We start from the raw sequence: 25081 nt of genomic DNA on the forward strand, positions 1-25081 counted from the left end.
ACGACAGCGACGCGCCCCTTCGGCTCGCCCCCAGCCACCGCTGGGAGGTGCCCCCGGTCGGACGACCCCAGCACCCGGGCCAGAACATCGCACCGTCCCGGGACATACATCGCGCCTCCGGGTCGCGCTGCCCGGAGGCGATTCAATCAGGTCCGCCATCGCTTGCGCAGTGCGGACGAAAAGACCTTGTCATGATCGGCAAAGACCCGGGCGGCCGGTGAAGCCGCGCCGTCGTCGCCGTGGCGCCCCTTCGCTACTTCGGGGGTGCGCTGATCCCGAAGTAGGGCGAGACGCCCGACGTGGGGCGGGACGGGACCTCCATCTGGGTCGGCGCGGGGGCCGGAGGTGTGGAGTTCGACGTCCGCAGCAGCTCCGTGACCGAGAGAATCGGCTGTATCAGCGGATTCAGCGCCGCCCCGACGGGCTGGCGCAGGGCCTGCGGATGCGGGGTGGCCGTCGGGGACTGGGCACCCGGGCGGGTGTCGGTGGTGGCCAGGAGGCCCACCTCCTGGCGGGTCCGCTCCCGGACGCCCGTGCTCACGGCGGATTCGGCGCCGACCGGGCGTGCCGCGGTGTCGGCGCCATCGGCTGAATTTCCCGGGGGGTCGACCGCCGCGTCCAGCGGAAGGGCCGCGCCGAGCGCGAAGGCCGCCAGCGAGACCGCTCCGGCCGCCGCGAAGGCGAACCTGCGACGCGGGGCGGGGCGCTGCTCGACCTCATGGATCCTGAAGCCGCGCTGACGCGAGGCACGGGCCGACGCCGCCGGTGCGATCGCGGTGCCCGGGGGCACCGTGGGCACGAAGGCGAACGCCCGCTCCCGTCTCTCCTCCACCTCCCGGACGTCGCGCACCTCGCGGACGTCCCGCTGGCCGCCGCGCATATCGCGCGGGCCGAAGACACCGGGGCCCCCGAACGGGGAGCCGCCGCCCATACCGTCCTCGCCGCCCCCGCCCGCGGCCGGGAGGCCCTGGAGACGGGCCAGAAAGCCCTCGGACGGCCCCGGGGGCGCCGTCTGGGCGAACACATTTTTCAGCCGGCGCTGAGCGTCGACTTCCGCCTTGCACTTGCAGCAGGTGGCGATATGGGCGAGGACGCGCTCCCGCGCGTCATGCCCAAGCTCACCGTCGACCAGAGCCGCAAGGCGGTCGCCGAGATGCTGCTCGGCGGGGGACGGACCGCCTGATCGGGTCACGCGATTCCGACCTCCCCGCTCAGTCGGGGGGCCGTGGCACTCGGCGCCACCGCGGCGACCTCTTGCTGCTGTCCGCTCCGCGCCGCGGGGGCGCGGTGCTGAAGCGCCTTGCGCAGATGGGAGCGGCCGCGGTGGATACGGCTGCGCACCGTGCCGAGCTTGACGCCCAGAGTGGCCGCGATCTCCTCGTACGAAAGCCCCTCGATGTCACAGAGCACCACGGCGGCGCGGAACTCCGGGGCGAGGGTGTCCAGCGCCTGCTGCACATCGGCGTCGAAGTGGGTGTCGTTGAAGTGCTGCTGGGGAGAGGGCTCGCGGCTGGGGAGCCGCTCCGCCGCGTCCTCGCCGAGAGCGTCGAAGCGGATGCGCTGCCGACGGCGGACCATGTCGAGGAAGAGATTGGTGGTGATGCGGTGCAGCCAGCCCTCGAACGTGCCCGGGGTGTACGTCGACAGCGAGCGGAAGACGCGGACGAACACTTCCTGGGTGAGGTCCTCGGCGTCGTGCTGGTTACCGGTGAGCCGATAGGCGAGGCGGTAGACCCGTGCGCTATGAGTGCTGACGATCTCCTCCCAGGTAGGAGGCGTCCACGCCGGGGCGTCCGCATCCGTGGCGAAGGTCGCGGTGGTGGCGGAATCGGCGGAGAGCGCACCTCCCGTGCCCTTTGGGCTACGGGGGCGAGAACGATCAGCGGTGTTGGTCACGGATTTCGGCTCGCCCACTGACCTGCGAAAGCGCCTCAGCACTCCCCGGTCACCGGTCGCAGCCGCACCTCCCCTGTCGGCTCTGGTGGTGTCCAGTAGAGCCCCTACCATATCCACCTCGCCCGTTAGCTCCGGATAAGCATTTTTGACCTGCATTTGGTCGTGATCCATACAGTCCCCCCGGCTTCTTCAACGCCTGGTCCCATCTGCGGGTTCCCGAGCGCAGCGGATACAGTCACCGTTGCGCCAACTACGGGGACAGGAGAGGGTCATTACCGGCAACCGGCAGACGAGCTGGGCGTTCGCCGACGCGTTCGTCGCCGAGGACGAAGCCCTTCACTGGGCCCGTGACCGGGCTCGGGAGGCAGGGCTGCGCTCGGTGTCGGCGGGCACCGGCGCCGCGCTGCGGCTGCTCGCTGCCACCGCGGATGCCAAGGTCGTCGCCGAGATCGGCACCGGGACGGGCGTCTCCGGGATCCATCTGCTGCGGGGCATGCGCCCCGATGGCGTGCTGACCACCGTGGACACCGAACCGGAGATGCAGCAGTTCGCCAAGCAGGCGTTCCGCGCGGCCGGGTTCACCGGAAACCGGGCGCGCTTCATCCCCGGCCGCGCCCTCGATGTGCTGCCCCGGCTGGCCGACGGCGGATACGACCTGGTCTTCTGCGACGGCGACCGGCTGGAGTGCCTGGACTACCTCGCCGAATCGTTGCGTCTGCTACGGCCCGGTGGGCTGGTCTGCTTCGAGGGGGTCTTCGCCAACGGGCGGACCGTGGACTCCGCCGCACAGCCCACGGAGGTGCTGCGCGTGCGCGAGCTGCTGCGGACCGTCAGGGAGTCCACCGTGCTCCAGTCGTCCCTGCTGCCGGTCGGCGACGGTCTGCTCTGCGCGGTCAAGCGGGGCTGAGCGGTCGAGCCGGGCTGAGCGGCCAAGCGAGGCTGAAACGTCCGGCCCGGCCGGTCCCCCGCCCTGGCACCTGCCCCCTTTACGAGCGCCTGGCGCCGGGCCCCCTTACGAGCGCTGCCCCGGCGGTCGGTACCTGACGTACCGGCCGCCGGGGCAGCGCGCGGGTGATGGTGGGCCGCAAGCGTCAGCCGACGACTTTCTTCAGGGCGTCGCCGAGGGCGTCGGCCTCGTCCGGTGTCAGCTCGACGACGAGCCGACCGCCGCCTTCGAGCGGAACGCGCATGACGATGCCCCGCCCCTCCTTGGTCACCTCGAGCGGGCCGTCGCCCGTCCGCGGCTTCATGGCCGCCATGCTCGTTCCCCTTCCTGAAACCAGCTCATCGCAGCCGACAACCCAGGTGTCACCGGCATCGAACACGTTGCTTCCCCTTCATTATCCCGCATGGCACGACCCGATGACCAACATCGGTCGGCAACGCCTGTGCGAGGCGCTCCCCCAAAACCACCCAATTCGGGGAGGCGATCGCGGTAGCGTACGCCCGCCGTCACCGAACGAAGGGTCGGTTCTTTGACGCAGGTCACATGTCGGTCGGTCATGATCTCCGGCATGCTGTGCGCTGACCGCCGCGGCGGGCCCCTCCCGGGGCCCGCCCGCGCGGCCGCCGCCCGCAGCCCCGCCTCACCCCGGAGGACCGCCATGGCCAACACCGTGCTCTACGACCTCACCGAGGGTCTCGCGACGATCACGCTCAATCGTTCCGACGCGATGAACGCCCTGAACATCGACACCAAGGTGGCGCTGCGCGACGCGCTGCTGGAGGCCGCGGAGGACCCGGCGGTGCGGGCCGTGCTGCTCACCGGCTCCGGACAGCGGGCCTTCTGCGTCGGCCAGGACCTCAAGGAGCACATCGGCCTGCTGGCCGCCGATCGCGAGGGCAGCGGCGAGGGCTCGACCATGAGCACGGTGGCGCTGCACTACAACCCGATCGTCACCGCGATCGCCGGGATGCCGAAGCCGGTGGTCGCAGCCGTCAACGGGGTCGCGGCGGGTGCCGGGGCGGGCTTCGCCTTCGCCGCCGACTACCGGATCGTCGCGGACACCGCCGCCTTCAACACCTCCTTCGCCGGGGTCGCGCTGACCGCCGACTCAGGGGTCTCCTGGACCCTTCAGCGGCTGATCGGATACGGCCGCGCGGCGGACCTTCTGCTCTTCCCGCGCAATATCGGCGCCCAAGAGGCGCTCGAGCTGGGCATCGCCCACAAGGTGGTCCCGGCCGACGAGCTGGCCGACGAGGCGGCGGCGGTCGCCCGGCGACTGGCCGAGGGGCCCACCGCGGCCTATGCGGCGATCAAGGAGTCCCTGGCCTTCGCCGCGGGCCACACCCTCACCGAATCCCTGGCCATGGAGGACGAGCTCCAGCGCCGCGCGGGGGCGTCGGATGACCACGTCATCGCGGTGAACGCGTTTGTGAACAAGGAGAAGCCGAGGTTCACCGGCCGCTGAGCGATCTCCGTCCCGCCCCGGCGGCCGGGGCGGTCAGACCGCCTCGCGGATATGGCAGCCGGCCAGATGGTCGTTGACCAGGCCACATGCCTGCATCAGGGCGTACGCCGTGGTGGGGCCGACGAAGCGGAAGCCGCGCTTCTTGAGGTCGCGGCTGAGGGCCGTGGACTCCGGGGTGATCGCGGGGACATCGGCGGCGGTCCGCGGGACCGGGCGGCCGTCGGGTGCCGGGGCGTAGGACCAGATGAGCTCGTCCAGCTCGCCGGGGGCCAGCTCCCTGGCGGCGCGGGCGTTGGCGATCGTGGCGGCGATCTTGGCTCGGTTGCGGATGATGCCGGGGTCGGCGAGCAGCCTCACCTCATCGGCCTCGGTGAACTCCGCGACCTTCTCGATCGAGAAGCCGGCGAAGGCGGCCCGGAACCCCTCCCGGCGGCGCAGGATGGTCAGCCAGGACAGCCCGGACTGGAACGCCTCCAGGCAGATCCGCTCATAGAGCGCGTCATCGCCGTGGACCGGGCGGCCCCACTCCGTGTCGTGATAGACGCGGTAGTCGGCCATGGTCTCGGCCTCCAGGCCCCAGGGACAGCGCGCCAGACCGTCCGGCCCCGGAACCACACCCCGCTCGCTCATGCGCCATGCCCTTCGTAGCCGCGCCCGTCAAAGCCGCGCCCCTCGTACCCACGCCCCTCGAAGCCGGGCCCTTCGAAGCCCGTGCCCTCGAAACCGCCGCCCTCGAAACCGCGCCGCTCATGGCCAGGGTCCTCGAAGGCGCCGGGGCCCTCGAAGCCGCTCCGCCCGAAGCCATGGTCGTCCTCAGGGACCGAGAGCGGATCGGGGCCGGGCCCGGGGGACGACAAGGACTTCGGGCGCGCGCCCGCGAGCGCCGCCTCCAGGTCGGCGATCCGGGCGTCGCGCTCGGCGAGCTCGGCACCGAGGCGGCCCAGCACATCGTCGACGTCCGCCATCCGGTAGCCCCGCAGCGTCATGGGCAGCCGCAGCGCCTCCACATCGGCGCGCGCCAGCGGCCGGTCGGCGGGCAGCGGATCGTCCAGCCGGTCCGGGGGCGCCTCGGTGAGCGGGCCGTCACCGCCGCCGACGACGGCGAGCGTGACCCCGCCGACCACCACGACCAGCGCGATCAGCAAGAACAAGAACACGGTGATCGTCTCCCCGTCAGATGCATGGTTGAGTCTGTGTCCGTCGGCCTCGATAACTGTCTGTACCGATCGTGCCATGCCCCTCCGACAGTTATCGTCGCTGCCCGCAACCTGGAAGAAGACGTGAAGGAAGTTCGGATGCTGCGGCTGGGACGACGTGAGTTCGGCGAGAACGAGCGGGTGATCATGGCGATCGTGAACCGGACGCCGGATTCCTTCTACGACCAGGGTGCGACCTTCCGCGACGAGCCCGCCCTGGCCCGCGTGGAGCAGGCGATCGCGGACGGCGCCGCGATCATCGACATCGGCGGCGTCAAGGCCGGACCGGGCGACGAGGTGAGCGCCGAGGAGGAGGCGCACCGCACGGTGGGCTTCGTGGCCGAGGTGCGCAGACGCCATCCGGACGTGGTGATCAGCGTGGACACCTGGCGCCATGAGGTCGGCGAGGCGGTGTGCGCCGCGGGCGCGGATGTGCTGAACGACGCCTGGGGCGGGGTCGACCCCAAGCTGGCCGAGGTCGCGGCCCGCCACGGCGCCGGGCTGGTGTGCACCCACGCGGGCGGGGCCCGGCCGCGCACCCGTCCGCACCGGATCGGCTACGACGATGTGGTGGAGGACATCCTGCGGGTCACCCTGGAGCTCGCGGAGCGCGCGCTCGAACTGGGTGTGCGGCGCGACGGGATCATGATCGACCCGGGCCATGACTTCGGGAAGAACACCCGGCACTCGCTGGAGGCGACACGCCGCCTGGGCGAGCTCACGGAGACCGGCTGGCCGGTCCTGGTCTCGCTGTCCAACAAGGACTTCGTCGGCGAGAGCCTGGACCGCCCGGTCAAGGAGCGGCTGATCGGCACGCTCGCGACGACCGCCGTATCGGCCTGGCTGGGGGCCCGGGTCTACCGGGTGCACGAGGTGGCGGAGACCCGTCAGGTGCTGGACATGGTCTCGTCCATCGCGGGCCACCGGCCCCCGGCGGTCGCCCGCCGGGGACTGGCCTGAGCGAAGCCCTCCGGAGGCCGGCTACTCGATGCTCACCGTAAGAAGACCGGCCGCACCGTAAGGAGACGCGACCGCAAGGAGACGCGACCGTGCGCAGGGGCACACGGTCAGGCGCCGGACTCCTTGGTCACCAGGTCGATCACCTCGTCGATGTCATCGGTCAGGTGGAACAGGTCCAGATCGTGCGGGGACGCCTTCCCCTCCCCGATGAGGGTGTTCTCGAGCCAGTCGACCAGGCCCTTCCAGTACGTCGTGCCGAAGAGGACGATCGGGAAGCGGGTGACCTTCTTGGTCTGGACGAGGGTGAGCGCCTCGAAGCACTCGTCGAGCGTGCCGAGCCCGCCGGGAAGCACCACGAACCCTTGGGCATACTTCACAAACATCGTTTTTCGCACAAAGAAGTAGCGAAAGTTGACGCCGATGTCGACGTACGGGTTGAGGCCCTGCTCGTACGGCAGCTCGATGCCCAGGCCGACCGAGACGCCGCCCGCCTCGCTCGCGCCGCGGTTGGCGGCCTCCATCGCGCCCGGACCGCCGCCGGTGATCACCCCGAACCCCGCCTCCGCGAGGGCCCGGCCGATCCGCACCCCCGCCTCGTACTCCGGGGACCCCTCGGGCGTACGGGCGGAGCCGAACACGCTGATCGCCCGGCCCAGCTCCGCCAGGGTGCCGAAGCCCTCGACGAACTCCGACTGGATGCGCATCACCCGGAACGGGTCCTCGTGCACCCAGTGCGTGGCCCCCTGGGTGTCCAGGAGGCGCTGATCGGTCGTCTCGGGTCGCATCTGGTGGCGGCGGCGCACGACCGGGCCCAGACGCTGCTCCCGCAGCGCTCGCTCTTCTTCGGCGTTGCCCACTGTGTGCTCCCTTCGCCAAGACCAAGATCTGGTCAAAGATCTGTGGTTCAGAGTAGGCCCCCTGGGCGGCATGGAACCGAAATCCCGGCCACGCTCACCCACCGAACCGCTGATCACGCGGGTTCAATGGACCGCCGGCACCGCTAGCGGGTCAGCCAGGCCCGCAGCCGCTCCTCGGCTTCCAGGACGGCGGCCACCGCCACGTGCTCCTCGCGGGTGTGGGCCAGCTTCGGATCGCCGGGCCCGTAGTTGACGGCGGGCACGCCGAGCGCCGAGAAACGGGCGACATCGGTCCAGGCGTCCTTGGGCGCCACCTCCACCCCGAGGGTCGCCACCAGGGCGACGGCGGAGGGGTGGGCGAGACCGGGCAGGGCGCCGGGCGCGCTGTCGGTGAGCTCGACCTCGAAGCCGGTGAAGACCTCGCGGACATGGGCGAGCGCCTCCTCCTCGGAGCGGTCGGGGGCGAAGCGGAAGTTCACCGTCACCGTGCAGAAGTCCGGGATGACGTTGGTCGCGTGGCCGCCCTCGATCCGTACGGCGTTGAGGCCCTCGCGGTAGGTGAGCCCGTCGATCTCCGCCCGCCGGGGGACGTAACCGGCCAGCCGGTCCAGGATCGGCGCGGCCTTGTGGATGGCGTTCTCGCCGAGCCAACTGCGCGCGGAGTGGGCGCGCCGCCCCTGGGTGGCCACCCGTACCCGCAGCGTGCCCTGGCAGCCGCCCTCGACCTTGCCGTCGGTGGGCTCGAGCAGCACGGCGAAGTCGCCGGCCAGCCACTCGGGGTGGTTCCTGGCCAGCCGTCCCAGCCCGTTGAGCTCGGCGGCGACCTCCTCGTGGTCGTAGAAGACGAAGGTGAGGTCGCGGTTGGGCTCGGGCACGGTGGCGGCCATGCGCAGCTGCACGGCGACGCCGGACTTCATGTCGGAGGTGCCGCAGCCCCACAGCACACCGTCGTCATCGAGACGGGAGGGCACGTTGTCGGCGATCGGCACGGTGTCCAGATGGCCCGCCAGCACGACGCGCTCGTCCCGCCCGAGGTTCGTACGGGCGACGACGGCGTCCCCGTCCCGGTCGACGGTCAGCCGGGGCAGGGCCCGCAGGGCCTGCTCCACGGCGTCGGCGAGCGCCTTCTCCTCGCCGCTGACCGAGGGAAAGTCGACGAGCCGGGCGGTGAGCCGGGCCGCGTCCAGGGACAGGTCGAGTGCTGGGTGTGCCATACCCGCGACCCTAGCCGGTCGGCCCGCGCGCCCGGCCGCCCCGGCCTCGGCCGGGGTCCCGCGAACGTGGCGTTCCCCACCCCTCGCCCCTCATCCGGCGGGGCGCGTGGGGCTCCAGTACCGTGTGGCGCGTGCCCCTGTCCGTCTTCTCCAACCGCGCGCGGCTGTTGCGGGCCGCGGTCGCCTGCTCCGTACTGCTGGGCCTGGCCGGGTATCTGGCCGCGCAGCTGGTGACGGGCGGCGTGGGACCGCCGCGCTGTGTCGTACGGGCCAACGGCGTCGAGGTGCGGCTGTCCCCCGAACAGACCGTGAACGCCGCCACGATCGAGGCCGTGGCCGCCTCCCGCGGGCTGCCGGAACGGGCCGTCACCATCGCGCTGGCCACCGCCCTCCAGGAGTCGGGGCTGCGCAACATCCGCCACGGCGACCGGGATTCACAGGGGCTGTTCCAGCAACGCCCCTCCCAGGGCTGGGGAAGCGTGCGGCAGATCCGCGATCCGGTCTACGCCGCCGGGAAGTTCTACGACGATCTGGTGCGGATGCCCGGCTATTCCCGGCTGCCGCTGACGGTGGCGGCGCAGCGCGTGCAGCGCAGCGGTTTCCCCCAGGCGTACGCGAAGCACGAGACCGAGGCGGTGGTGCTGACCGGCGTCCTCACCGGGCGCTCCGAGGCGGCGCTCGGCTGTCCGGGGCCGCCGGACGACGGCACGGCGGGCGATCCGGTGCGCGTACGGGCGGCGCTGAAGCGGGAGTTCGGCGGCGAGACGGAGGCCCGGCCCGCCCTGGCCGGGTTCGGCGGCGGCAGGCAGACCGCCCCCGCGCCGCACGAAGTGCTGGTTCCGGTACCGAAGGCGACGGCCCCGGGGCGCGCGGGACAGCGCGGCTGGGAGATCGCGCACTGGGCGGTGGCCCACTCGGACGAGTTGCGCATCGAACGTGTCTCTTACCGCGGGCGGGAATGGAACGCACGCAATACAGGGGCCGGTTGGCGTCCGGCCAAGGGGATTTCCGGGGCGGAAGTGCGGATCACCACGATGCGATAGCGCATGGAATCACCGCAGTTCAGAGCGGCTGACGACCCTTTGAGTGGCACGTACGGCGGAATGGTCCGGGCGTATTACGCGCAGAAACGGACAATGCGACGCATTGCTAACTCTTTACCTTGGCGCACCGCAACCTTCGCGCGGTTCACGCGGTATTCACAGCGTCCGAATCACCGGACAGTGAGCCAATTGTCCCTCCGCCGAAGGAGCACCATGTCCCTCCCTCTCACCCGTCGGATCGCCCGGGCCGCACTGCTGGTCGCGGCGAGCGCGGCTCCCGTCGTCGGCGCCGCCGGCGCCGCGAGTGCGGCGGAGCCGGCCCAGCCGCAGCCCTCCAAGCTGGGGCTGTCCTCGCTGGACGCCGCCGCGGTCGGTGAGGTCGCCGACGCCGCCACGCAGCAGGTCGGGAGCACGGCGGGTGACGTCAGCGGCAAGGCCGGCGGGACCGTCAAGGAGCTCCTGCCGGGCAGGGCCGCCCCCGCGAAGGAGGCCCCGGCGAAGGCGGACCCGGCCAAGCCCGCCAAGCCCGCCGGGCCCGCCAAGGGCGCGAAGGCCACCAAGTCCCACAAGGCCGCCAAGAGCGCCCCGGCCAGGGCCGCCCATGCCAAGGCCGCCCCCAGGGCCGCCGGTAAGAGCGAGAGCAGGGCCCTCGGGCACGGCAAGGGCAAGGGCGGCGCCCACGCCAAGGGCAAGGGCAAGGCGGCCAAGGCCGCCAAACCGCAGGCCGCCGCCCCGCAGTCCGCCGCGCCCAGCGCGCCGCAGAACTCGGACCTCCCGCTCAAGGACCTCCCGCTCAAGGGCCTGCCGCTGCTCGGCTGATTCCCGGCGGGACGAACACACACAGGGGCCCGGGGAGTCTGCGCACTCCCCGGGCCCCTCATCCGTACTTCCGCTTCTCAGCCCGCCAGTCGGCCGACCGCCGCCGCCACGCGCTCGTCGGTGGCGGTGAACGCGACCCGGACGTGCCGCTCCCCCGCCGCGCCGTAGAACTCGCCCGGGGCCACCAGGATGCCCAGTTCGGCGAGGGCGCCCACGGTGTCCCAGCACGGCTCGTCCCGCGTCGCCCACAGGTACAGCGACGCCTCGCTGTGCTCGATACGGAAGCCGTGGCCCGCCAGCGCCGTCCGCAGCGCGGCCCGGCGGCGCTCGTAGCGCTCCCGCTGCTCCGCCACATGCTTGTCGTCGCCGAGGGCCGCGACCGTGGCCGCCTGCACCGGTGCGGGCACCATCATCCCGCCGTGCTTGCGGATCTTCAGCAGCTCGCCGAGCACTGCCTCGTCACCGGCGAGAAAGGCCGCCCGGTAGCCCGCCAGATTGGACCGCTTGGACAGCGAGTGGACCGCCACCAGCCCCTCGAAGGAGCCGCCGGAGATCTCCGGGTGGAGCACGGAGACCGGGTCCGCCTCCCAGCCCAGGTCCAGATAGCACTCGTCGCTGACCACCAGCACCCCGTGCGCACGGGCCCACGCGACCGCGGTGCGCAGCTCGTCCTTGCCCAGCACCTGCCCGGTGGGGTTGGACGGGGAGTTGAGCCACAGCAGCTTCAGCCCGGCCGGGTCCAGGTCGGTCCCCGCGGCTCCGGCCGCGAATGCCCGCGTGTCGTACGGCACCGGCTCGGCGCCCGCCAGCCGCGCGCCCACCTCGTACGTCGGGTAGGCGAGCCGCGGGAAGGCGACCCGGTCGCCGGGGCCCAGGCCCAGCTGCGTGGGCAGCGAGGCCACCAGCTCCTTGGAGCCGACCACCGGGAGCACCTGGGTGTGGGTCACCCCGGCCGCGCCCAGCCGCCGCTCCACCCAGCCGGTGAGGGCGTCGCGCAGCGCGGCCGTGCCCCAGACGGTCGGATAGCCGGGGCTGTCCGAGGCGTCGGCGAGCGCCGCGCGGATCAGCTCGGGAACCGGGTCGACGGGGGTGCCCACCGAGAGGTCGACGATGCCGTCGGGGTGGGCCTCGGCGGTCGCCTTGTACGGTTCGAGCCGGTCCCACGGGAAGACCGGGAGGCGGGCGGAGACGGGTGGCACGGGGTGGCTCGCTTTCTTCGGAACTGCCCGGACCGAAGGGCCCGGGGAAACCCGGTGGGTCCCGGAAATCCCATGGACCCCGGGGAACCCGGCGGATTCCGGGGAACTCGAGATTCCGGAGAACCCGAGCGGATTCCAGGGAATCCGGCGGTCCAGGGGAACCCGGCGGATCGCGGGGAAGCCGACTGGATTCCGGGAACCCACGGATGCGCCGCGAACGCCCGGGAAACAGCCCGGTCCCGCAGGCCACAGGCCATACGGGACCGCCGGCTGCTTCCGGGCCTGAGGCCGGGGCAGGGTTACTCGTCGTGCTCCTGCGGCGGAAGCGCGGCGATGAAGGGGTGGTCCCGCTCGATCAGGCCCAGCTTGCTCGCGCCGCCGGGCGAACCGAGCTCGTCGAAGAACTCGACGTTCGCCTTGTAGTAGTCCTTCCACTCCTCGGGAGTGTCATCCTCGTAGAAGATCGCCTCGACCGGGCAGACCGGCTCACAGGCCCCGCAGTCGACGCATTCGTCCGGGTGGATGTACAAGGACCGCTGGCCCTCGTAGATACAGTCGACGGGGCACTCCTCGATGCACGCCTTGTCCTTCAGGTCGACACAAGGCTGCGCGATGACGTAGGTCACGCTGTCGTTCCTCCTCGTTAGGGCTGCTATCGCGCGGGAGCGCGGCGTCGTCGATGCCCGCACCTAGTATCTCCGTTCTTGGGCACCAGACGCACATGAGGGGCTGACTGAGCTGTGGATTTCACCACTGGCGGACGTCTTGAAGTCCGGATCACCCCGGATGACGTGGGGAAACGCGTCTCGGTCAGGTATCTGACCGGGGAGCCCGAGCCCGCCCCCGCCTTCACCGACGCGGTAGGGGTTCTCACATCGTGGACCGAGAGCACACTCTCGATCACCCGGCGCACCGGTGAGACGGTGCGGATCGCCGAGTCGTCCCTGGTGGCGGGCAAGGTGGTGCCCGCGGCACCGGCCCGCCGCCGCGGCCCCGCCGCGAGCGCGCCCGAGCTGGACCGGGTCGCCGCGTGCGCCTGGCCACCGGTGACCGGCGAGCCGCTGGGCGAGTGGACGTTGCGCGCCGCGGGCGGGTTCACCCGGCGCGCCAATTCCGTACTGCCCCTCGGCGACCCCGGGATGGCTCTCGACGAGGCGCTGCGTCAGGTGATCGAGTGGTACGCGGCGCGCGAGCTGCCCGCATACATACAGGTCAGCACGGGTGCCGAGGGCGCCCAGGAGCTGCTCGCCGCGGAGCTGGAGACCCGCGGCTGGACACGGGAGGTCTCCGCGCGGATAAGCATCGCGGCGCTCGCCCCCATCGGGGACCTGGACGCCGACACCTCGGCGGTGACGCTCTCCCGCCACCTCGACGACGCCTGGCTGGCCCGCTACCAGCGGTCGTCCGGTGAGCCCTCCCCCGAGGCGCGGACGGTGCTGTCGGGCGGCCCGTCGGTGTGGTTCGCGACCGTGGCGGAGCGGGCGGGAGGGGCACCGGCCGCGATCGGGCGCTGTGTGGTGGACGGCCGCTGGGCCGGGTTCACCGCCGTGGAGGTGGCCCCGGAGCGGCGGCGCCAGGGCCTGGCCAAGGCCGTGATGACGGCGCTGGCCCGCAAGGCGCTGGACGAGGGCGCCTCGGCCGCGTATCTCCAGGTGGAGACGGACAATGACGGTGCGCACGCCCTGTACGAGGGTATGGGCTTCACCGTCCACCACACCTACCACCACTGGCGCGCATCCGGGCAGGATCCGCGCTGAGCGGGGTACGAGGCGGCTATGCCACGGATGAACGACGTCTCCCGCCGCCGGCGGTTCGCCGACGCGGCCCGCGAAGAGCGCCCCGATCTGGCCCTGCTGTGCCTGCTGGTGGGCATGGAAGCCGATTCCGGACTGGACGAGACCGGAATCGACGAGGCGCAGATCGAGCTTGACCGGCTGGCCGGTGAGCTCCCCTTCTCCCCCGGCGGCCCCGAGGACTGGGCCGCCGCGCTGGCCCGACTCCTGGGCGGACGCCATGACTTCCGGGGCGGCCCGGCCGACTACCGGCGGCTGGAGTCCTCGCTCCTCCACCAGGTGCTACGGCGCCGCCGCGGGCTGCCGATCCTGCTGTCGGTGGTGTGGATGGAGGTGGCCCGGCGGGCGGGCGCGCCGGTGTACGGGGTGGGGCTGCCGGGCCACTTCGTGGTCGGCTTCGGCGATCCGTACGGCGCGAATGTGCTGGCCGATCCGTTCGAGGGCGGGCGGCCGCTGTCCGCCGAGGACGCGGCGACGCTGGTGACGGGGGCCACGGGCACCCCGCTCTCGCCGTCGATGCTGCGCCCGGCCGGGCCGCTGGACATCGTGCTGCGGATCCTCAACAACATCCGCGCCTGGGCGTCCGCCCGCCCCGAGCGCACCGATGTCCGGCTCTGGGCGGTCGAGCTGTCCCTGCTGCTGCCCGGTCACCCGGCCGAGCTGCGCTACGAACGGGCGCAACTCCTCGTGGAGCGGGGCGACTTCATGACCGGCGCCAAGGAGCTGGAGGACTACGCGGAGGTCGTGGCGGCGGTGGAGCCCGACGCCGCCGAAACGGTGCGCCGCCAGGCCCGCGCCGCCCGCGCGATGCTGAACTAAGCGCTTAGCTGGAAGTGCCCCGACCTGCCGTCGATCGTCTGCGGCGCCGTCGTGGCTGGTCGCGCAGTTCCCCGCGCCCCTTCGGGGCGCCACCGAACCGCAGCCGACTTCCGCCGATCCGCTTAGGGGGCCGGAGGGGCTGGCGGGCGTCCGGGGGATCGTGGCGCCTGCCGCGGGCCGCTCGCATCGATACGCGGCTCCGCCGCGTGGCGGGGCCGCACACCGACACAGACCCGCGCCCCTTCGGGGCGCCTTTCGAACCGCAGCCGACGTCCGCCGATCCGCTGGGCTTCGCGTCGGCCGCGGACCCCGCGGCCGTCCGGCCCGGCTACAGCCAGCCCTTGTCGCGGGCGATGCGGACGGCCTCGGCCCGGTTGCGGGCCGCGGTCTTCTGGATGGCCGTGGAGAGGTAGTTGCGGACCGTGCCCGGCGACAGGTGCAGGGCGCGGGCCAGCTCGGCGTTGGTCGAGCCGTCCCCCGAGGCGCGCAGCACCTCGCGCTCCCGCTCGGTCAGCGGGCTGGCCCCGTCCACGAGCGCGGCGGCGGCCAGCGTGGGGTCGATGACCCGCTCCCCGCGCAGCACCCGCCGTATCGCGTCGGCGAGCTGGGCCGCCGGGGCGTCCTTGACCAGGAAGGCGTCGGCGCCTGACTCCATGGCGCGGCGCAGATAGCCGGGGCGGCCGAAGGTGGTCAGGATCACGATCCGGATCCCGGGCTCGGTCCGGTGCAGTGCGGCGGCGGCCTCGATCCCGCTCAGGCCGGGCATCTCGATGTCCAGCAGCGCCACATCGGGGCGATGCGTCCGGGCGGCGTCCACGACCTCGTCGCCGCGGGCCACCTGCGCGATGACCTCGATCTCGTCCTCGAGCCCGAGGAGCGCGGCCAGCGCCTCCCGCACCATGGACTGGTCCTCGGCCAGCAGTACCCGGATCACGCCTCGCAGCGTATCCGCTCATCCGTCCGGCCCTTACCGCGCACACCGGCTGCTGGACCGCCCGCCCCCTACGGCGCCGCCTGCGAGGGCAGCTCCACGCGGGCGCCACGGGAGAGCGGGACCAGGGCCCGGAGGGAGAAGCCGCCGCGCTCGCCGGGGCCGGTCTCCAGGCGGCCGTCGGCCAGCTGGAGCCGCTCGGCCAGCCCGGTGAGCCCGTTGCCGTGCGGGCCGGTCGCGCCGCGGCCGTCGTCGGTCACGGTCAGACACAGCTCGTCGCCCGTCTCGTCGAGCGTCACCGCGCAGCGGCGCGCCCCGCTGTGCCGCACCACATTGGTGACCGCCTCGCGCAGCGCCCAGGCCAGCGCCCCCTCCTGGTCGGGCGGCAGATCGGGGTGGTGGGTTGCGGCCCGGCTCAGATCGGCGGCGATCCCCGCGGCGGCGAGGGCCGTACGGGCCCCGGCGACCTCGGCCTCCAGGGTGGGGCGGCGAAAGCCGCTGACCGCCTCCCGGACGTCCACCAGCGCCTGCCGGCTGACCCGCTCGATATCGGCGACCTGCCGCGCCGCCTGCTCGGGCTTGCCGGGCAGCATCCGGCCCGCCAGCTCGCTCTTGAGCGTGATCAGGGAGAGCGAGTGGCCCAGCAGATCGTGCAGATCGCGGGCGAGCCGCAGCCGCTCCTCGTTGGCGGCGAGCTGGGCCACGGTGGCACGGGCGGCGCGCAGCGCCCGGGTGGTGCGGACCATCTGCCGCACCCCGGTCATCGCGAAGCCGCCGAGCAGCGAGGGGACGATCAGGGCGGACACCAGCCCGTGCGAACCGCGCACCAGCACCCCGACGGCCACCATGCACACGGTGTTCAGCGGAATCGCCCACCGCGAGAGCCGCAGCGGCAGCACCGCCCCGAAGGCGACGGACACATAGACGCAGAGCACCAGCCAGTCGCCGCCCATGGTGAGGGTGAGCACGACGGCGAGCGCGCAGATCGTGCCCAGCGCCCCGAAGACCGTGCGCCGGCTCAGCGCCCGCCCGGTGTGCCGGAAGATCAGCGCCAGATAGACGGTGACGAAGGCCAGCAGGCCAAGGGCGCCGCACACGGTGGCCGGGACGGTGTGGTGGCCGTCGGCCAGATCGCTGACCGGCGCGCCCATATAGGCCATCCAGATCCCGATCCACATCAGCTTGATCAGGGCCTGTCGGCGGTTCTCGGGGCTCTGGCCGATGGTGACCAGCTGGTCGTTCTCCTCGTCGTAGGCGGTCGCGTCGGCCCACCAGGTCAGCGGGCGGCGGCCGCGGGGGCGGTGCTCCGGATCGCCGTCGGTCCACTCGGCCTGGTCAGCCATGGTTCTTCGCTCCTCGGTCCACGCCTCGGGCGACGCCCTCGGTCATGCTCTGCGGATGTCCTTCGCGCACGCCTTACGGATGCCGTTCACGCCTTACGGGTGTCCTTGCGGTACAGCCACGCCGCACCGCCCGCGAAGAGCGCGAGATAGCCGATGAGCAGGGCCACGTCCTTGGCGTGCGGGGCGCCGCCCAGTTCGATCGCCTGGCCGAGGGCGGCGTAGGCGTGGGTGGGCAGATAGTCGCCGATGTTCCGCAGCCACTCCGGATAGGACGTGGTGGGCATCCACAGCCCGCCGAGGATCGAAAGACCGAAGTAGATGATCATCGTCAGCGGGCGTACCGCGTCCCCGCTCGCCAGATAGCCGATGGCCACCCCCAGTGCGGCGAAGACCAGCGAGCCCGCCCAGATGGCCCCGGTCAGCGCCGGCCACTCCCAGACGGCGTCCAGCCGTACGCCCTTGCCGACGGCGGCCACGACGAAGACGATCACGATCGACGGCAGGGTGGCCACCGCACCCACGGCGATCTTGGCCGCCACATAGCCGCGGCCGGGCAGCGGGGTGAGCCTCAGCTGCCGGGTCCAGCCGCCCTCGCGTTCCTTGGCGATCCGCTCGCCATTGCCCATCAGCCCGGCGGTCAGCGCCCCGAAGGAGGCCATCGCGACCATGTAGTAGAGCGGCATCGACAGCCGGGTGCCGGGCACCTGGTCGTCGGCGTCGATGCTGCCCGCGATCAGCAGGAAGAGCGCGGACGGATAGACGATCGTGAAGAACATGAACTTGCGGTTGCGCAGGGTCCGCACGATCTCCAGCTTGACCAGCGTCTTCATCGTGCGGACTCCTCGTCTGCCGTCGCGGCGTCGGTGACGGCGAGAAACGCCTGCTCCAGGCCGAGGCCGGTGACCTCCAGGCCGCGCGGATAGAGCCCGAGCCCGTAGACGGCGTGCACGGTCGCGTCCGCGTCGGTGGACCGTATCCGTACGGTACGCCCCGATATCTCGACCCCGGTCAGCGCGGGCAGGGCGCCCAGCGCCGCCCGGTCGATCGGCCCGTCCAGCTCGAAGGAGATCCGCCGGGCCCCGGCCATGGCCTTGATCTCCGCGGAGGAGCCGTCGGCCAGCACCCGGCCGCGGTGCAGCACGATCACCCGGTCGGCGACGGCGTCGGCCTCTTCGAGGTAGTGGGTGGCGAACAGGATGGCGCGGCCCTGCTTCGCCTGCTCCCGCATCGCGCCCCAGAAGGTCTGCCGGGACGACACGTCCATACCGGTCGTCGGCTCGTCCAGCACGATCAGATCGGAGGCGCCGGCGGTGGCGAACGCGAAGCGCACCCGCTGCTCCTGGCCGCCGGAGAGCTTGTTCACCTTGCGCGAGGCGATCCCGGCGATCCCCGCCCGCTCCAGCACCTCGTCCACCGGATGGCCCTTGGGGTGCAGATCGCAGGCCAGCCCCACCAGCTCGCGGACCGTCACCTCCTCCATCAGGGAGCCGCTCTGGAGCATCGCGCCGACCCGGCCGCGCACGATGGCCCGGCGCGGGGTGGTGCCGAAGACCTCCACCCGGCCGGAGTCGGGGTGGCGCAGGCCGAGCAGCAGATCGAGGCTGGAGGACTTGCCGGCGCCGTTGGGGCCCAGCAGGGCGACGGTCTCCCCCGGGTACAGGGCGAGGTCGAGATCGGTCACGGCGCGCACACTGCCGTAGCTCTTGTTCACCTTCTCGAAGCGGACCACGGGCGGGGCGCCCGTGGTGGCGGCCCCGGTGCCGGGGGCGGAAACAGCGGTCGTTGCGGTCATGGCCATCAGCCTGGCCGAGGGCGGGGTGTGCCCGGCAGTGTCAGCGGTCGTGACCTGGGGATGACAGATGTCATGGGCCGGGGTGTGACACGGCCCGGGAGACATGCCGCGGCCCCCGCCCGGTGCAGGGCGGGGGCCGCGTCGATCGACGGCGCTCGACGGAGCGGTCAGTTGTCCTTGCCGACGATGCCGACGCGCTCGCCGGGCGTCGTGCCGAGCAGCGCCTGCCGCAGTGCGGACTCCACGTCCTCGGGGGTGACGGGCTTCTTGCTGCCGTCGCCCCGCTCGAGCAGCACGCCGTCGAAGGTGCTGCCGTACAGCTGCTTGAGGACGGGCAGGTTGTAGTGCTCCACCAGCTTGCCGTCGACCACCCGCATGGAGAGGATCTTCGGCAGCGACTTGTCCGGGCCGAACTGGATCGAGTGCGAGGCGTCCGTCTGGACGGTGGCCAGATCCGACATCGCGGGCTCGGCGAAGCTCTTCATCTTCCGGTCGACCTCGGCCTTGCTGACCGTGGGCCGCCGCACGGCGACCGGCAGGGTGATGGCCTTGTTCCGGCCGGTCTCGGCGCGCAGCTGGAACCCTTCCGAGACGGCCTTGACCGCCTTGTCCACGTCCAGCCCCTTGCCCTCCTTGCCGTACACCGGGACGGCCTTGCCGGAGGTGAAGCTGATACCGCCCTCGCGGGCCGTACCGGAGTCGCCCGCGAGCCGCTCCAGGGCGTCCCGCAGCTTCTCCTCGTCGACCGTGACCGCGGGCTCGGCCTCATGGGTGCCGCCGAAGAGCGAGCCGATCACGGTGACCGGGTTGTAGTCCCGGCCCGCGACGTCCCGGACCGTGGCCTCGGTGTCGAGTGCCAGGCCCGCGACGGACGGCTTGATCTCCTTCTGCTGGCCGTCGACCGACACCGTCAGCGGGTCGGTGGTGCGCTTGCCGAGCGCGGAGTCCAGCTTGTCGACGGCGGCCTCCTTGGAGGTGCCGCCGATGTCGACGCCGAGGACGGTGGTGCCGTTCGGCACATCGGCATGGTTCATCACCAGACCGGCGGCGTAGGCCCCGCCCACGATCACGAACAGCAGGCCCCCGGCCATGACGACCTTCGAGCGGCCCTTCTTCTTGGGCTTGCCGGCCTTCGGGGCGGACGGCGCCGGGGCGCTGTCGCCGCCGGGCGCCGGGGCCCCGGGACCGCCCGGGACGGGCGGGGACGGCGGCTTGGCCCGGCCCGCCGACGGCACCACGGGCACGCCGCTGACCAGCGTGTCGCTGGAGATCTGCTCCGGCGGCACCCCGCCACTGGGCGTGGGGTCGGGGTCACGGAAGAGCGAGGGGCCGTCCGCGGGGGTGTTCAGCGGGCCCACACCGGTGGTGGCGCCGAGGCTGCCGGAGAGCGGCGAGCCGCCCGGCGGGGTCGGCGGCTGGGCGGCCGGACCGCCTCCGCCCAGCGGCCCCACACCGCCCGTGGGCGTCTGCGGGTCGCCGCCGTACGGGCCGCTCGCGGGGCCAGGTCCGGGCGGGGCCAGCAGATCGCTGTCGCGCGGGCCGTCACCGGGGGTGGACGGCGGCAGGTACATATCGCCGGTGACCGGGCCGGTGGTGGGCCCGGTCGGCTCCGGGTGACCGGACGGGGACTGGGCGTCGGTGAAGTACGGCAGGTCGGCGACGGGGCCGCCGCCCTGCTGCGGGGCCGGGAACCCCTGGGTGGTCTCCGGGGAGGGGAATCCCTGGGTGGGGTCGGGTGCCGGGAATCCCTGCGTGGTGTCGGGCGCGGGGAATCCCTGGGTGGTCTCCGGGGATGGAAATCCCTGGGTGACGTCCGGCGCCGGGAACCCCTGCGTGGCGTCGGGCGCCGGGAACCCCTGCGTGGCGTCGGGCGCCGGGAACCCCTGCGTGGCGTCGGGCGCCGGGAACCCCTGCGTGGCGTCGGGCGCCGGGAACCCCTGGGTGGTGTCCGGGGCCGGGGGGGGCGCGGGCGGCTTGGGGGTGCCGCCGGTGGCCGAAGAACCGCCCCTGGGCCTACGGGGCGCGAACCAGTCGCTGGTCCGCTCACCGTCGCCCTTGCCGCCCTTCTTCTCCCGGGTCTCGGACGGCTCCATGGCCCCGCCGGGCTCGGCCGGCACACCGCGCTCCGGCGTCGGCGGGAAGTCGACCCGGGGCAGGGCGCTGGTGCGCTCCGGGGCGTCGTCGTCCCCGCCGGAGCGCGGCGCGGGTACGCCGTCGTCGGCGACGGGCGTGCGCATGACCACCGGCGGGATGGGCCGCGACCCCGGAATGTTGATCTTGATCCGGGTCGTCAGCGTGGTCTCGGTCTTCGGCTCCTCCGGCTTGGCCGCGGCACGCGCCCGCCCGTCCTCGGCGGCACCCTGCGGGGCCTCCTGCGCGGGGTTCGGCGAGGGGTACTGGCGGGATCCGTACGGCGGGGTGCCCGACGGGTAGGCGGCACCGCCGCCTCCCTCGCGGGGCCCGGAGGACGAACTGTCAGATTCACGGCTCAAAGCAGGTTCTCCCAGTTAGCTCCGCCGCCCGTCAGACCTCGCGCGGGCGGCTCGGCGGCGGCACCACCTTACTGGGCGGTGCGGACGCGCACTTGACGGCCGCCGGATCACCGCATCCGGTACGCCCGAGGCGCACCCTTCGCCATGAGTCCGAAGAACCTTCAAGCGCCGGAGACGTCGTGCCGAAAACGTCACGTCACTTACCAAGTCGGACCGGCGGGCCGGGGGGTTGCGGCACCAACGGCAGCGTGGCACACATCACACCGAGGAACATCCCGCCGAGGAGGAAAGCGTACGACCCCAGCCCGGCGCCGAAAAGGAAATCCCCTTCCGGACGGGAGGAAGTGAGCAGCAACACGGCCACCGTCCAGGCGCCCGCGGGCACTCCGCCGCCCATCCGGGCGCCCATGACCTTGACGCCGCCGTAGCACAGGCCCACGACGGCGAGCAGCGCGAGCAGCAATCCGCCGGGAAACCACGCCCCTTGCACCAGCGCGCCCGCGGTGCCGACCAGCACCCCGGCCACGGCGAGCAGGACGTATCCGCCCAGCCGCGGGGCCGTCATGCCGTCACCCCCGCGAACAGGTCGTCCTCGCGGTCCGCCCCGGCCTCGCCCTTGACCAGCCGGTAGTGCTCGTGGACGAACATCGGCTGGCCCAGGTCGTTGGAGAGCGCGAAGAAGGGTCCGTCCACCGCGATCTGGGTGGCGTGGGCGCGCATCGCGGCCGCCTTCGCCGCGGCGTGGTCGGTGCCGTCGATGGCGGCGGTGACCTCCGTGTCCGCCACCACTCCGGGGACGTCGTCCACCGAGGCGACCCCGGGGAAGAGGGAGTCACGGCCCGCGGCCCGCAGCCGGGCGAAGCCCTCCTCGACGGCCGAGCGCGGCACGCAGTTCCAGTAGACCTTCGCGATGTCATGCGGTTCACCGAGGTCCGGGCGGAAGTCCGGATCGGCGGCCAGCCCGACGGCGCGCATCGCCACGCGGTGCGCCTGGATATGGTCGGGGTGGCCGTAGCCCCCATTGGTGTCGTACGCCACGAGAACCTGTGGCCGGACCTCGCGGACCACGGCCACCAGATGCCCCGCGGCCTCGTCCAGGTCGGCCTGCCAGAAGCAGCCCGGCCGGTCGTTCTGCGGGACACCCATCATCCCGGAGTCGCGATAGCGTCCGGGCCCGCCCAGGAAGCGGTGGTCCTCGACCCCCAAGGCGTTCATGGCCGTGGCGAGTTCGCCGATCCGGTACGGCCCGAGCGCGTCATCGCGGTCGGCGGCGAGATGTGCCAGGGCAGGCGGGATCACCTCGCCCTCCTCACCGAGGGTGCAGGTCACCAGGGTGACGTGTGCGCCCTCGGCGGCGTACTTCGCCATGGTCGCGCCGTTATTGATCGACTCGTCGTCCGGATGTGCGTGCACCAGCAGCAGACGACGGGCGGGAAGAACGGTCATGGGCACAGCCTACGATTCGCACATCAGTGCCCATGGATCGCACGCCCCGGTCCCGCTCGGGGTCAGATCTTCACGCCGCCGATCATGTCCGCCACATTCGTGGTGAGATCGTCGATCGTCGGTGCCACCGAGGAACTGGCCAGGTAGAAGCCGAGGAGGACACAGACGACCGCATGAACTGCCTTCAGTCCCGCCTTGTTCACCAGCATGAAGACGATGATCAACAGCAGCACCGACATTGAGATCGAGAGCGCCACAGCGGCTCACCTCCAGGTACACGCACTCGGATGGACAACATATTGATGCCACAGGGGGGCTACCCACTATGCGCAATCGATCATAACTATGGCGCTGTGCACACGACTCGGTGCACGGGAGCATGACAGGGGCGCATGCCTGATCGCACGAACTTCCGCGTCCCATGCGCGACTTCTCGTTGGTTATGCGCCATCTCGCCATCGTCCGGGGCGGCTTGGCACGGGCGCGATCCCGGCCCGATCGTGCCGGGGGCAACCGCCGTCCGACCTACCGGTCCGTACCCTCCCTCGCGATGATCCTTAGCCGTACGCTCCCCCTATGACCGGACAGCTCTCGTTCCCACGGCAGCACGCGCGCACCCAACGTTTCACCCTCGGGGCGCCGCGGGCCCTCGCCGTGGCCCCCGACGATTCACGCGTCGTCTTCCTGCGCTCCCGCTCGGGCACCGACCGGACCGGCCTCCTGTGGGTGTACGACCTCGACGGGCGGCGCGAGTACCCCGCCGCCGACCCGGCCGAGCTGCTCGGCGGCGCCGGCGAGGAGCTGTCCCCCGAGGAGCGGGCGCGGCGCGAGCGCAGCCGCGAGGGGTCGGCCGGGGTGGTCGGCTACGCGGTGGACGCCGCGGTCGAGCGGGCCGCGTTCGCCCTCTCCGGACGGCTCTTCACCACCGACCTGCCCGCGGGCACCACCCGTGAGCTGCGCGTCCCCGGTCCGGTCGTGGACCCGCGCCCCTCGCCCGACGGCCGCCACATCGCCTATGCGGCGGGCGGGGCGCTCCGGGTCACGGGCGTGGACGGCGAAGGCGACCGGGCGCTCGCGGAGCCGGAGGGGGACACCGTCACCTATGGCCTCGCGGAGTTCATCGCGGCCGAGGAGATGGACCGCTCCCGCGGCTTCTGGTGGTCGCCGCGGAGCGATGCCCTGCTGGCCACCCGGGTCGACGAGGCCCCCGTGAAGCGCTGGTGGATCGCCGACCCGGCCCACCCCGGCCGGGAGCCCTCGGCGGCCCTCTACCCCGCGACGGGCACCGCCAACGCCGAGGTGCGGCTGGTTCTGCTCGGTCTGGACGGCTCCCGTACGGAGATCGAGTGGGACCGGGAGAACTATCCGTACCTCGCCCGGGTGCACTGGTCGGCCTACGGTCCGCCCCTGCTTCTGGTCCAGGCCAGGGACCAGCGCAGCCAGCTCTACCTGGCCGTGGACACCGGCACCGGACGGACCAGCACGGTCCATGTGGACGAGGACGCGGTTTGGCTGGATCTATTCCCCGGGGTGCCGGCCTGGACGGAAGACGGACGACTCGTCCGCATCGCGGACGAGGGCGGCGCCCGGGTGCTGATGGTCGGCGACCGCAAGCTGACCTCCAGCGCCCTTCACCTGCGCGCGGTCCTCGACATCGGCTCGGACGACGTGCTGTTCTCCGCCTCCCCCGGGGCCGGTGCCCCGCTGCCCGAGCGGCCGGGCGAGATCGATGTCCACCGCGCCTGGTTCCGGGGCAGCGGCGACCAGGGCGGCTGGGAGCCGGTCGGCAGGCGCCCCTTCCCCGCGGTCCACTCCGCCGTGCGCGGCGGTGAGGTGATCGCGCTGTCCTACACGGGGGTGGAGCGGCCCGGGGTGAGCGTGGAGATCCTCCGGCCCGCCGACCACGGCGCGGCCGAGCGCCTCGGCGAACTCGACTCGTACGCGGAGCGGCCCGTCATCACCGCCCGCCCCGAACTCGTCTTCGCGGGCAAGCGGGACATCCCCTGTGCCGTACTGCTGCCCAGCGGCCACCGGGAGGGCGACGGACCGCTGCCGGTCCTGATGGACCCCTACGGCGGGCCGCACGGCCAGCGGGTGGTCGCCTCGCACAACGCCCATCTCACCTCGCAGTGGTTCGCCGACCAGGGCTTCGCGGTGGTCGTGGCCGACGGCCGCGGCACCCCCGGCCGCTCCCCCGCCTGGGAGAAGGCGGTGCGCGACGAACTGGCCGCAGTCACCCTGGAGGACCAGGTCGAGGCGGTGACGGCGCTCGCCGAGCGCTATCCGCTGGACCTCGGCCGGGTCGCCATCCGCGGCTGGTCCTACGGCGGCTATCTGGCCGCGCTGGCGGTGCTGCGCCGCCCCGACGTCTTCCACGCGGGCGTGGTGGGCGCCCCGGTGACGGACTGGCGGCTGTACGACACCCACTACACCGAGCGGTATCTGGGCCTGCCGGACGAACAGCCCGAGGTCTACGCCGCCAATGGGCTGGTGACCGACGAGGGGCTGTCCGGCGCGGCCGACACCGCCCGGCCGATGATGATCATCCACGGTCTGGCGGACGACAACGTGGTGGCCGCGCACACCCTGCGGCTCTCCTCGGCGCTGCTGGCCGCGGGCCGTCCGCATGAGGTGCTGCCGCTGTCCGGGGTGACCCATATGACCCCGCAGGAGCAGGTCGCGGAGAATCTGCTCCTGCTCCAGGTGGACTTCCTCAAGCGGTCCCTCGGCCTACGGTAGGCGCTCCGCTGGGGGTGCCCCTGGTCTGCCGTTGATCGTCCGCGGCGCCGCCGTGGCTGGTCGCGCCCGCGCGGCGGAGCCGCACATCAACACAGCCCCGCGCCCCTTCGGGGCGCCACCAAGCCGCAGCC

The 25081-nt window shown here is 72.5% G+C and carries 25 protein-coding genes; 8 read left to right on the plus strand and 17 right to left on the minus strand.

Annotation, left to right across the window (positions count from 1 at the left end; genetic code table 11):
• Nucleotides 1-253 precede the first annotated feature (253 nt).
• The gene (locus tag NQU54_RS31470; RefSeq protein WP_257633990.1) at nucleotides 254-1192 is read right to left on the minus strand and encodes an anti-sigma factor family protein; all 939 of its coding nucleotides are present in this window, start codon (nucleotides 1190-1192) and stop codon (nucleotides 254-256) included.
• Complete coding sequence (gene sigE / locus NQU54_RS31475; protein WP_257633991.1) at nucleotides 1189-2007, minus strand: RNA polymerase sigma factor SigE; 819 nt, start codon at nucleotides 2005-2007, stop codon at nucleotides 1189-1191. Before sigE ends, NQU54_RS31470 begins: the two co-directional genes overlap by 4 nt.
• A 130-nt stretch (nucleotides 2008-2137) precedes the next feature.
• Here sigE and NQU54_RS31480 point away from each other — a divergent pair, with 130 nt between their 5' ends.
• Entirely contained in the window at nucleotides 2138-2803 is a 666-nt protein-coding gene (locus NQU54_RS31480) for an O-methyltransferase (protein WP_069864324.1), read from the plus strand.
• A 184-nt stretch (nucleotides 2804-2987) separates the two neighbouring features.
• Here the strand turns inward: NQU54_RS31480 and NQU54_RS31485 are convergent, their stop codons facing one another.
• Nucleotides 2988-3155 carry a DUF3117 domain-containing protein gene (locus NQU54_RS31485; protein WP_003966491.1) on the minus strand — a complete coding sequence of 56 codons (168 nt, stop codon included), beginning with the start codon at nucleotides 3153-3155 and terminating at the stop codon, nucleotides 2988-2990.
• Nucleotides 3156-3500: 345 nt separating this feature from the next.
• Between NQU54_RS31485 and chcB the strand changes: the two genes are divergently transcribed.
• The gene (gene chcB, locus NQU54_RS31490; protein WP_257633992.1) at nucleotides 3501-4307 is read left to right on the plus strand and encodes a 2-cyclohexenylcarbonyl CoA isomerase; all 807 of its coding nucleotides are present in this window, start codon (nucleotides 3501-3503) and stop codon (nucleotides 4305-4307) included.
• A gap of 33 nt (nucleotides 4308-4340) precedes the next feature.
• Here the strand turns inward: chcB and NQU54_RS31495 are convergent, their stop codons facing one another.
• Entirely contained in the window at nucleotides 4341-4937 is a 597-nt protein-coding gene (locus NQU54_RS31495; RefSeq protein WP_257633993.1) for a DNA-3-methyladenine glycosylase I, read from the minus strand.
• A complete protein-coding gene (locus NQU54_RS31500) occupies nucleotides 4934-5464 on the minus strand; it encodes a DivIVA domain-containing protein (protein WP_257633994.1) in 531 nt (176 codons plus the stop codon). Before NQU54_RS31500 ends, NQU54_RS31495 begins: the two co-directional genes overlap by 4 nt.
• A 138-nt stretch (nucleotides 5465-5602) precedes the next feature.
• On the opposite strand from NQU54_RS31500, the gene folP reads away from it, so the two are divergent.
• On the plus strand, nucleotides 5603-6463 hold the full coding sequence (folP, locus tag NQU54_RS31505; RefSeq protein ID WP_069864330.1) for a dihydropteroate synthase: 861 nt from the start codon (nucleotides 5603-5605) through the stop codon (nucleotides 6461-6463).
• 107 nt (nucleotides 6464-6570) lie between these two features.
• On the opposite strand, the gene NQU54_RS31510 is transcribed toward folP, so the two are convergent.
• Both NQU54_RS31510 and dapE read right to left on the minus strand, forming a co-directional pair.
• Complete coding sequence (locus tag NQU54_RS31510; RefSeq protein WP_257633995.1) at nucleotides 6571-7320, minus strand: LOG family protein; 750 nt, start codon at nucleotides 7318-7320, stop codon at nucleotides 6571-6573.
• A gap of 143 nt (nucleotides 7321-7463) precedes the next feature.
• Nucleotides 7464-8534 carry a succinyl-diaminopimelate desuccinylase gene (dapE, locus tag NQU54_RS31515; protein WP_069864334.1) on the minus strand — a complete coding sequence of 357 codons (1071 nt, stop codon included), beginning with the start codon at nucleotides 8532-8534 and terminating at the stop codon, nucleotides 7464-7466.
• Between the two features lie 122 nt (nucleotides 8535-8656).
• On the opposite strand from dapE, the gene NQU54_RS31520 reads away from it, so the two are divergent.
• Together NQU54_RS31520 and NQU54_RS50235 are read left to right on the plus strand one after the other, a co-directional pair.
• Nucleotides 8657-9577 carry a VldE C-terminal domain-containing protein gene (locus NQU54_RS31520; protein ID WP_257633996.1) on the plus strand — a complete coding sequence of 307 codons (921 nt, stop codon included), beginning with the start codon at nucleotides 8657-8659 and terminating at the stop codon, nucleotides 9575-9577.
• Between the two features lie 213 nt (nucleotides 9578-9790).
• Nucleotides 9791-10396 carry an ATP-binding protein gene (locus NQU54_RS50235; RefSeq protein WP_372506097.1) on the plus strand — a complete coding sequence of 202 codons (606 nt, stop codon included), beginning with the start codon at nucleotides 9791-9793 and terminating at the stop codon, nucleotides 10394-10396.
• Between the two features lie 77 nt (nucleotides 10397-10473).
• On the opposite strand, the gene dapC is transcribed toward NQU54_RS50235, so the two are convergent.
• Together dapC and fdxA are read right to left on the minus strand one after the other, a co-directional pair.
• Nucleotides 10474-11595: a succinyldiaminopimelate transaminase gene (gene dapC, locus NQU54_RS31530; RefSeq protein ID WP_069864340.1), complete on the minus strand. Its 1122-nt coding sequence runs from the start codon at nucleotides 11593-11595 to the stop codon at nucleotides 10474-10476.
• Between the two features lie 299 nt (nucleotides 11596-11894).
• Complete coding sequence (fdxA, locus tag NQU54_RS31535; protein WP_014054705.1) at nucleotides 11895-12221, minus strand: ferredoxin; 327 nt, start codon at nucleotides 12219-12221, stop codon at nucleotides 11895-11897.
• 114 nt (nucleotides 12222-12335) lie between these two features.
• Between fdxA and NQU54_RS31540 the strand changes: the two genes are divergently transcribed.
• Together NQU54_RS31540 and NQU54_RS31545 are read left to right on the plus strand one after the other, a co-directional pair.
• Nucleotides 12336-13352, plus strand: a complete 1017-nt coding sequence (locus NQU54_RS31540) for a GNAT family N-acetyltransferase (RefSeq protein WP_257633997.1) — start codon at nucleotides 12336-12338, stop codon at nucleotides 13350-13352.
• 18 nt (nucleotides 13353-13370) lie between these two features.
• Nucleotides 13371-14207: a transglutaminase family protein gene (locus NQU54_RS31545; protein ID WP_257633998.1), complete on the plus strand. Its 837-nt coding sequence runs from the start codon at nucleotides 13371-13373 to the stop codon at nucleotides 14205-14207.
• A gap of 328 nt (nucleotides 14208-14535) precedes the next feature.
• On the opposite strand, the gene NQU54_RS31550 is transcribed toward NQU54_RS31545, so the two are convergent.
• From NQU54_RS31550 to NQU54_RS31585, 8 genes are all read right to left on the minus strand, one after another.
• Nucleotides 14536-15108: a response regulator transcription factor gene (locus NQU54_RS31550; RefSeq protein WP_372506100.1), complete on the minus strand. Its 573-nt coding sequence runs from the start codon at nucleotides 15106-15108 to the stop codon at nucleotides 14536-14538.
• A gap of 101 nt (nucleotides 15109-15209) precedes the next feature.
• Nucleotides 15210-16481: a sensor histidine kinase gene (locus tag NQU54_RS31555; protein WP_257633999.1), complete on the minus strand. Its 1272-nt coding sequence runs from the start codon at nucleotides 16479-16481 to the stop codon at nucleotides 15210-15212.
• Between the two features lie 86 nt (nucleotides 16482-16567).
• Nucleotides 16568-17311 carry an ABC transporter permease gene (locus tag NQU54_RS31560; protein ID WP_257634000.1) on the minus strand — a complete coding sequence of 248 codons (744 nt, stop codon included), beginning with the start codon at nucleotides 17309-17311 and terminating at the stop codon, nucleotides 16568-16570.
• Entirely contained in the window at nucleotides 17308-18273 is a 966-nt protein-coding gene (locus NQU54_RS31565; RefSeq protein WP_257634001.1) for an ABC transporter ATP-binding protein, read from the minus strand. The genes NQU54_RS31560 and NQU54_RS31565 overlap by 4 nt, the downstream gene beginning before the upstream one ends.
• Before the next feature lie 167 nt (nucleotides 18274-18440).
• The gene (locus NQU54_RS50570; RefSeq protein WP_257634002.1) at nucleotides 18441-20765 is read right to left on the minus strand and encodes a peptidoglycan binding domain-containing protein; all 2325 of its coding nucleotides are present in this window, start codon (nucleotides 20763-20765) and stop codon (nucleotides 18441-18443) included.
• Between the two features lie 196 nt (nucleotides 20766-20961).
• The gene (locus tag NQU54_RS31575; protein WP_167503101.1) at nucleotides 20962-21330 is read right to left on the minus strand and encodes a DUF6113 family protein; all 369 of its coding nucleotides are present in this window, start codon (nucleotides 21328-21330) and stop codon (nucleotides 20962-20964) included.
• Nucleotides 21327-22211 carry an N-acetyl-1-D-myo-inositol-2-amino-2-deoxy-alpha-D-glucopyranoside deacetylase gene (gene mshB / locus NQU54_RS31580; protein WP_257634003.1) on the minus strand — a complete coding sequence of 295 codons (885 nt, stop codon included), beginning with the start codon at nucleotides 22209-22211 and terminating at the stop codon, nucleotides 21327-21329. Before mshB ends, NQU54_RS31575 begins: the two co-directional genes overlap by 4 nt.
• A 62-nt stretch (nucleotides 22212-22273) precedes the next feature.
• The gene (locus tag NQU54_RS31585) at nucleotides 22274-22468 is read right to left on the minus strand and encodes a hypothetical protein (RefSeq protein ID WP_069864354.1); all 195 of its coding nucleotides are present in this window, start codon (nucleotides 22466-22468) and stop codon (nucleotides 22274-22276) included.
• Nucleotides 22469-22787: 319 nt separating this feature from the next.
• Between NQU54_RS31585 and NQU54_RS31590 the strand changes: the two genes are divergently transcribed.
• A complete protein-coding gene (locus NQU54_RS31590) occupies nucleotides 22788-24950 on the plus strand; it encodes a S9 family peptidase (RefSeq protein WP_257634004.1) in 2163 nt (720 codons plus the stop codon).
• Nucleotides 24951-25081: the final 131 nt, after the last annotated feature.

Origin of the sequence: Streptomyces malaysiensis subsp. samsunensis (genome assembly GCF_024519315.1) — a bacterium.
Classification (GTDB): domain Bacteria; phylum Actinomycetota; class Actinomycetes; order Streptomycetales; family Streptomycetaceae; genus Streptomyces; species Streptomyces malaysiensis.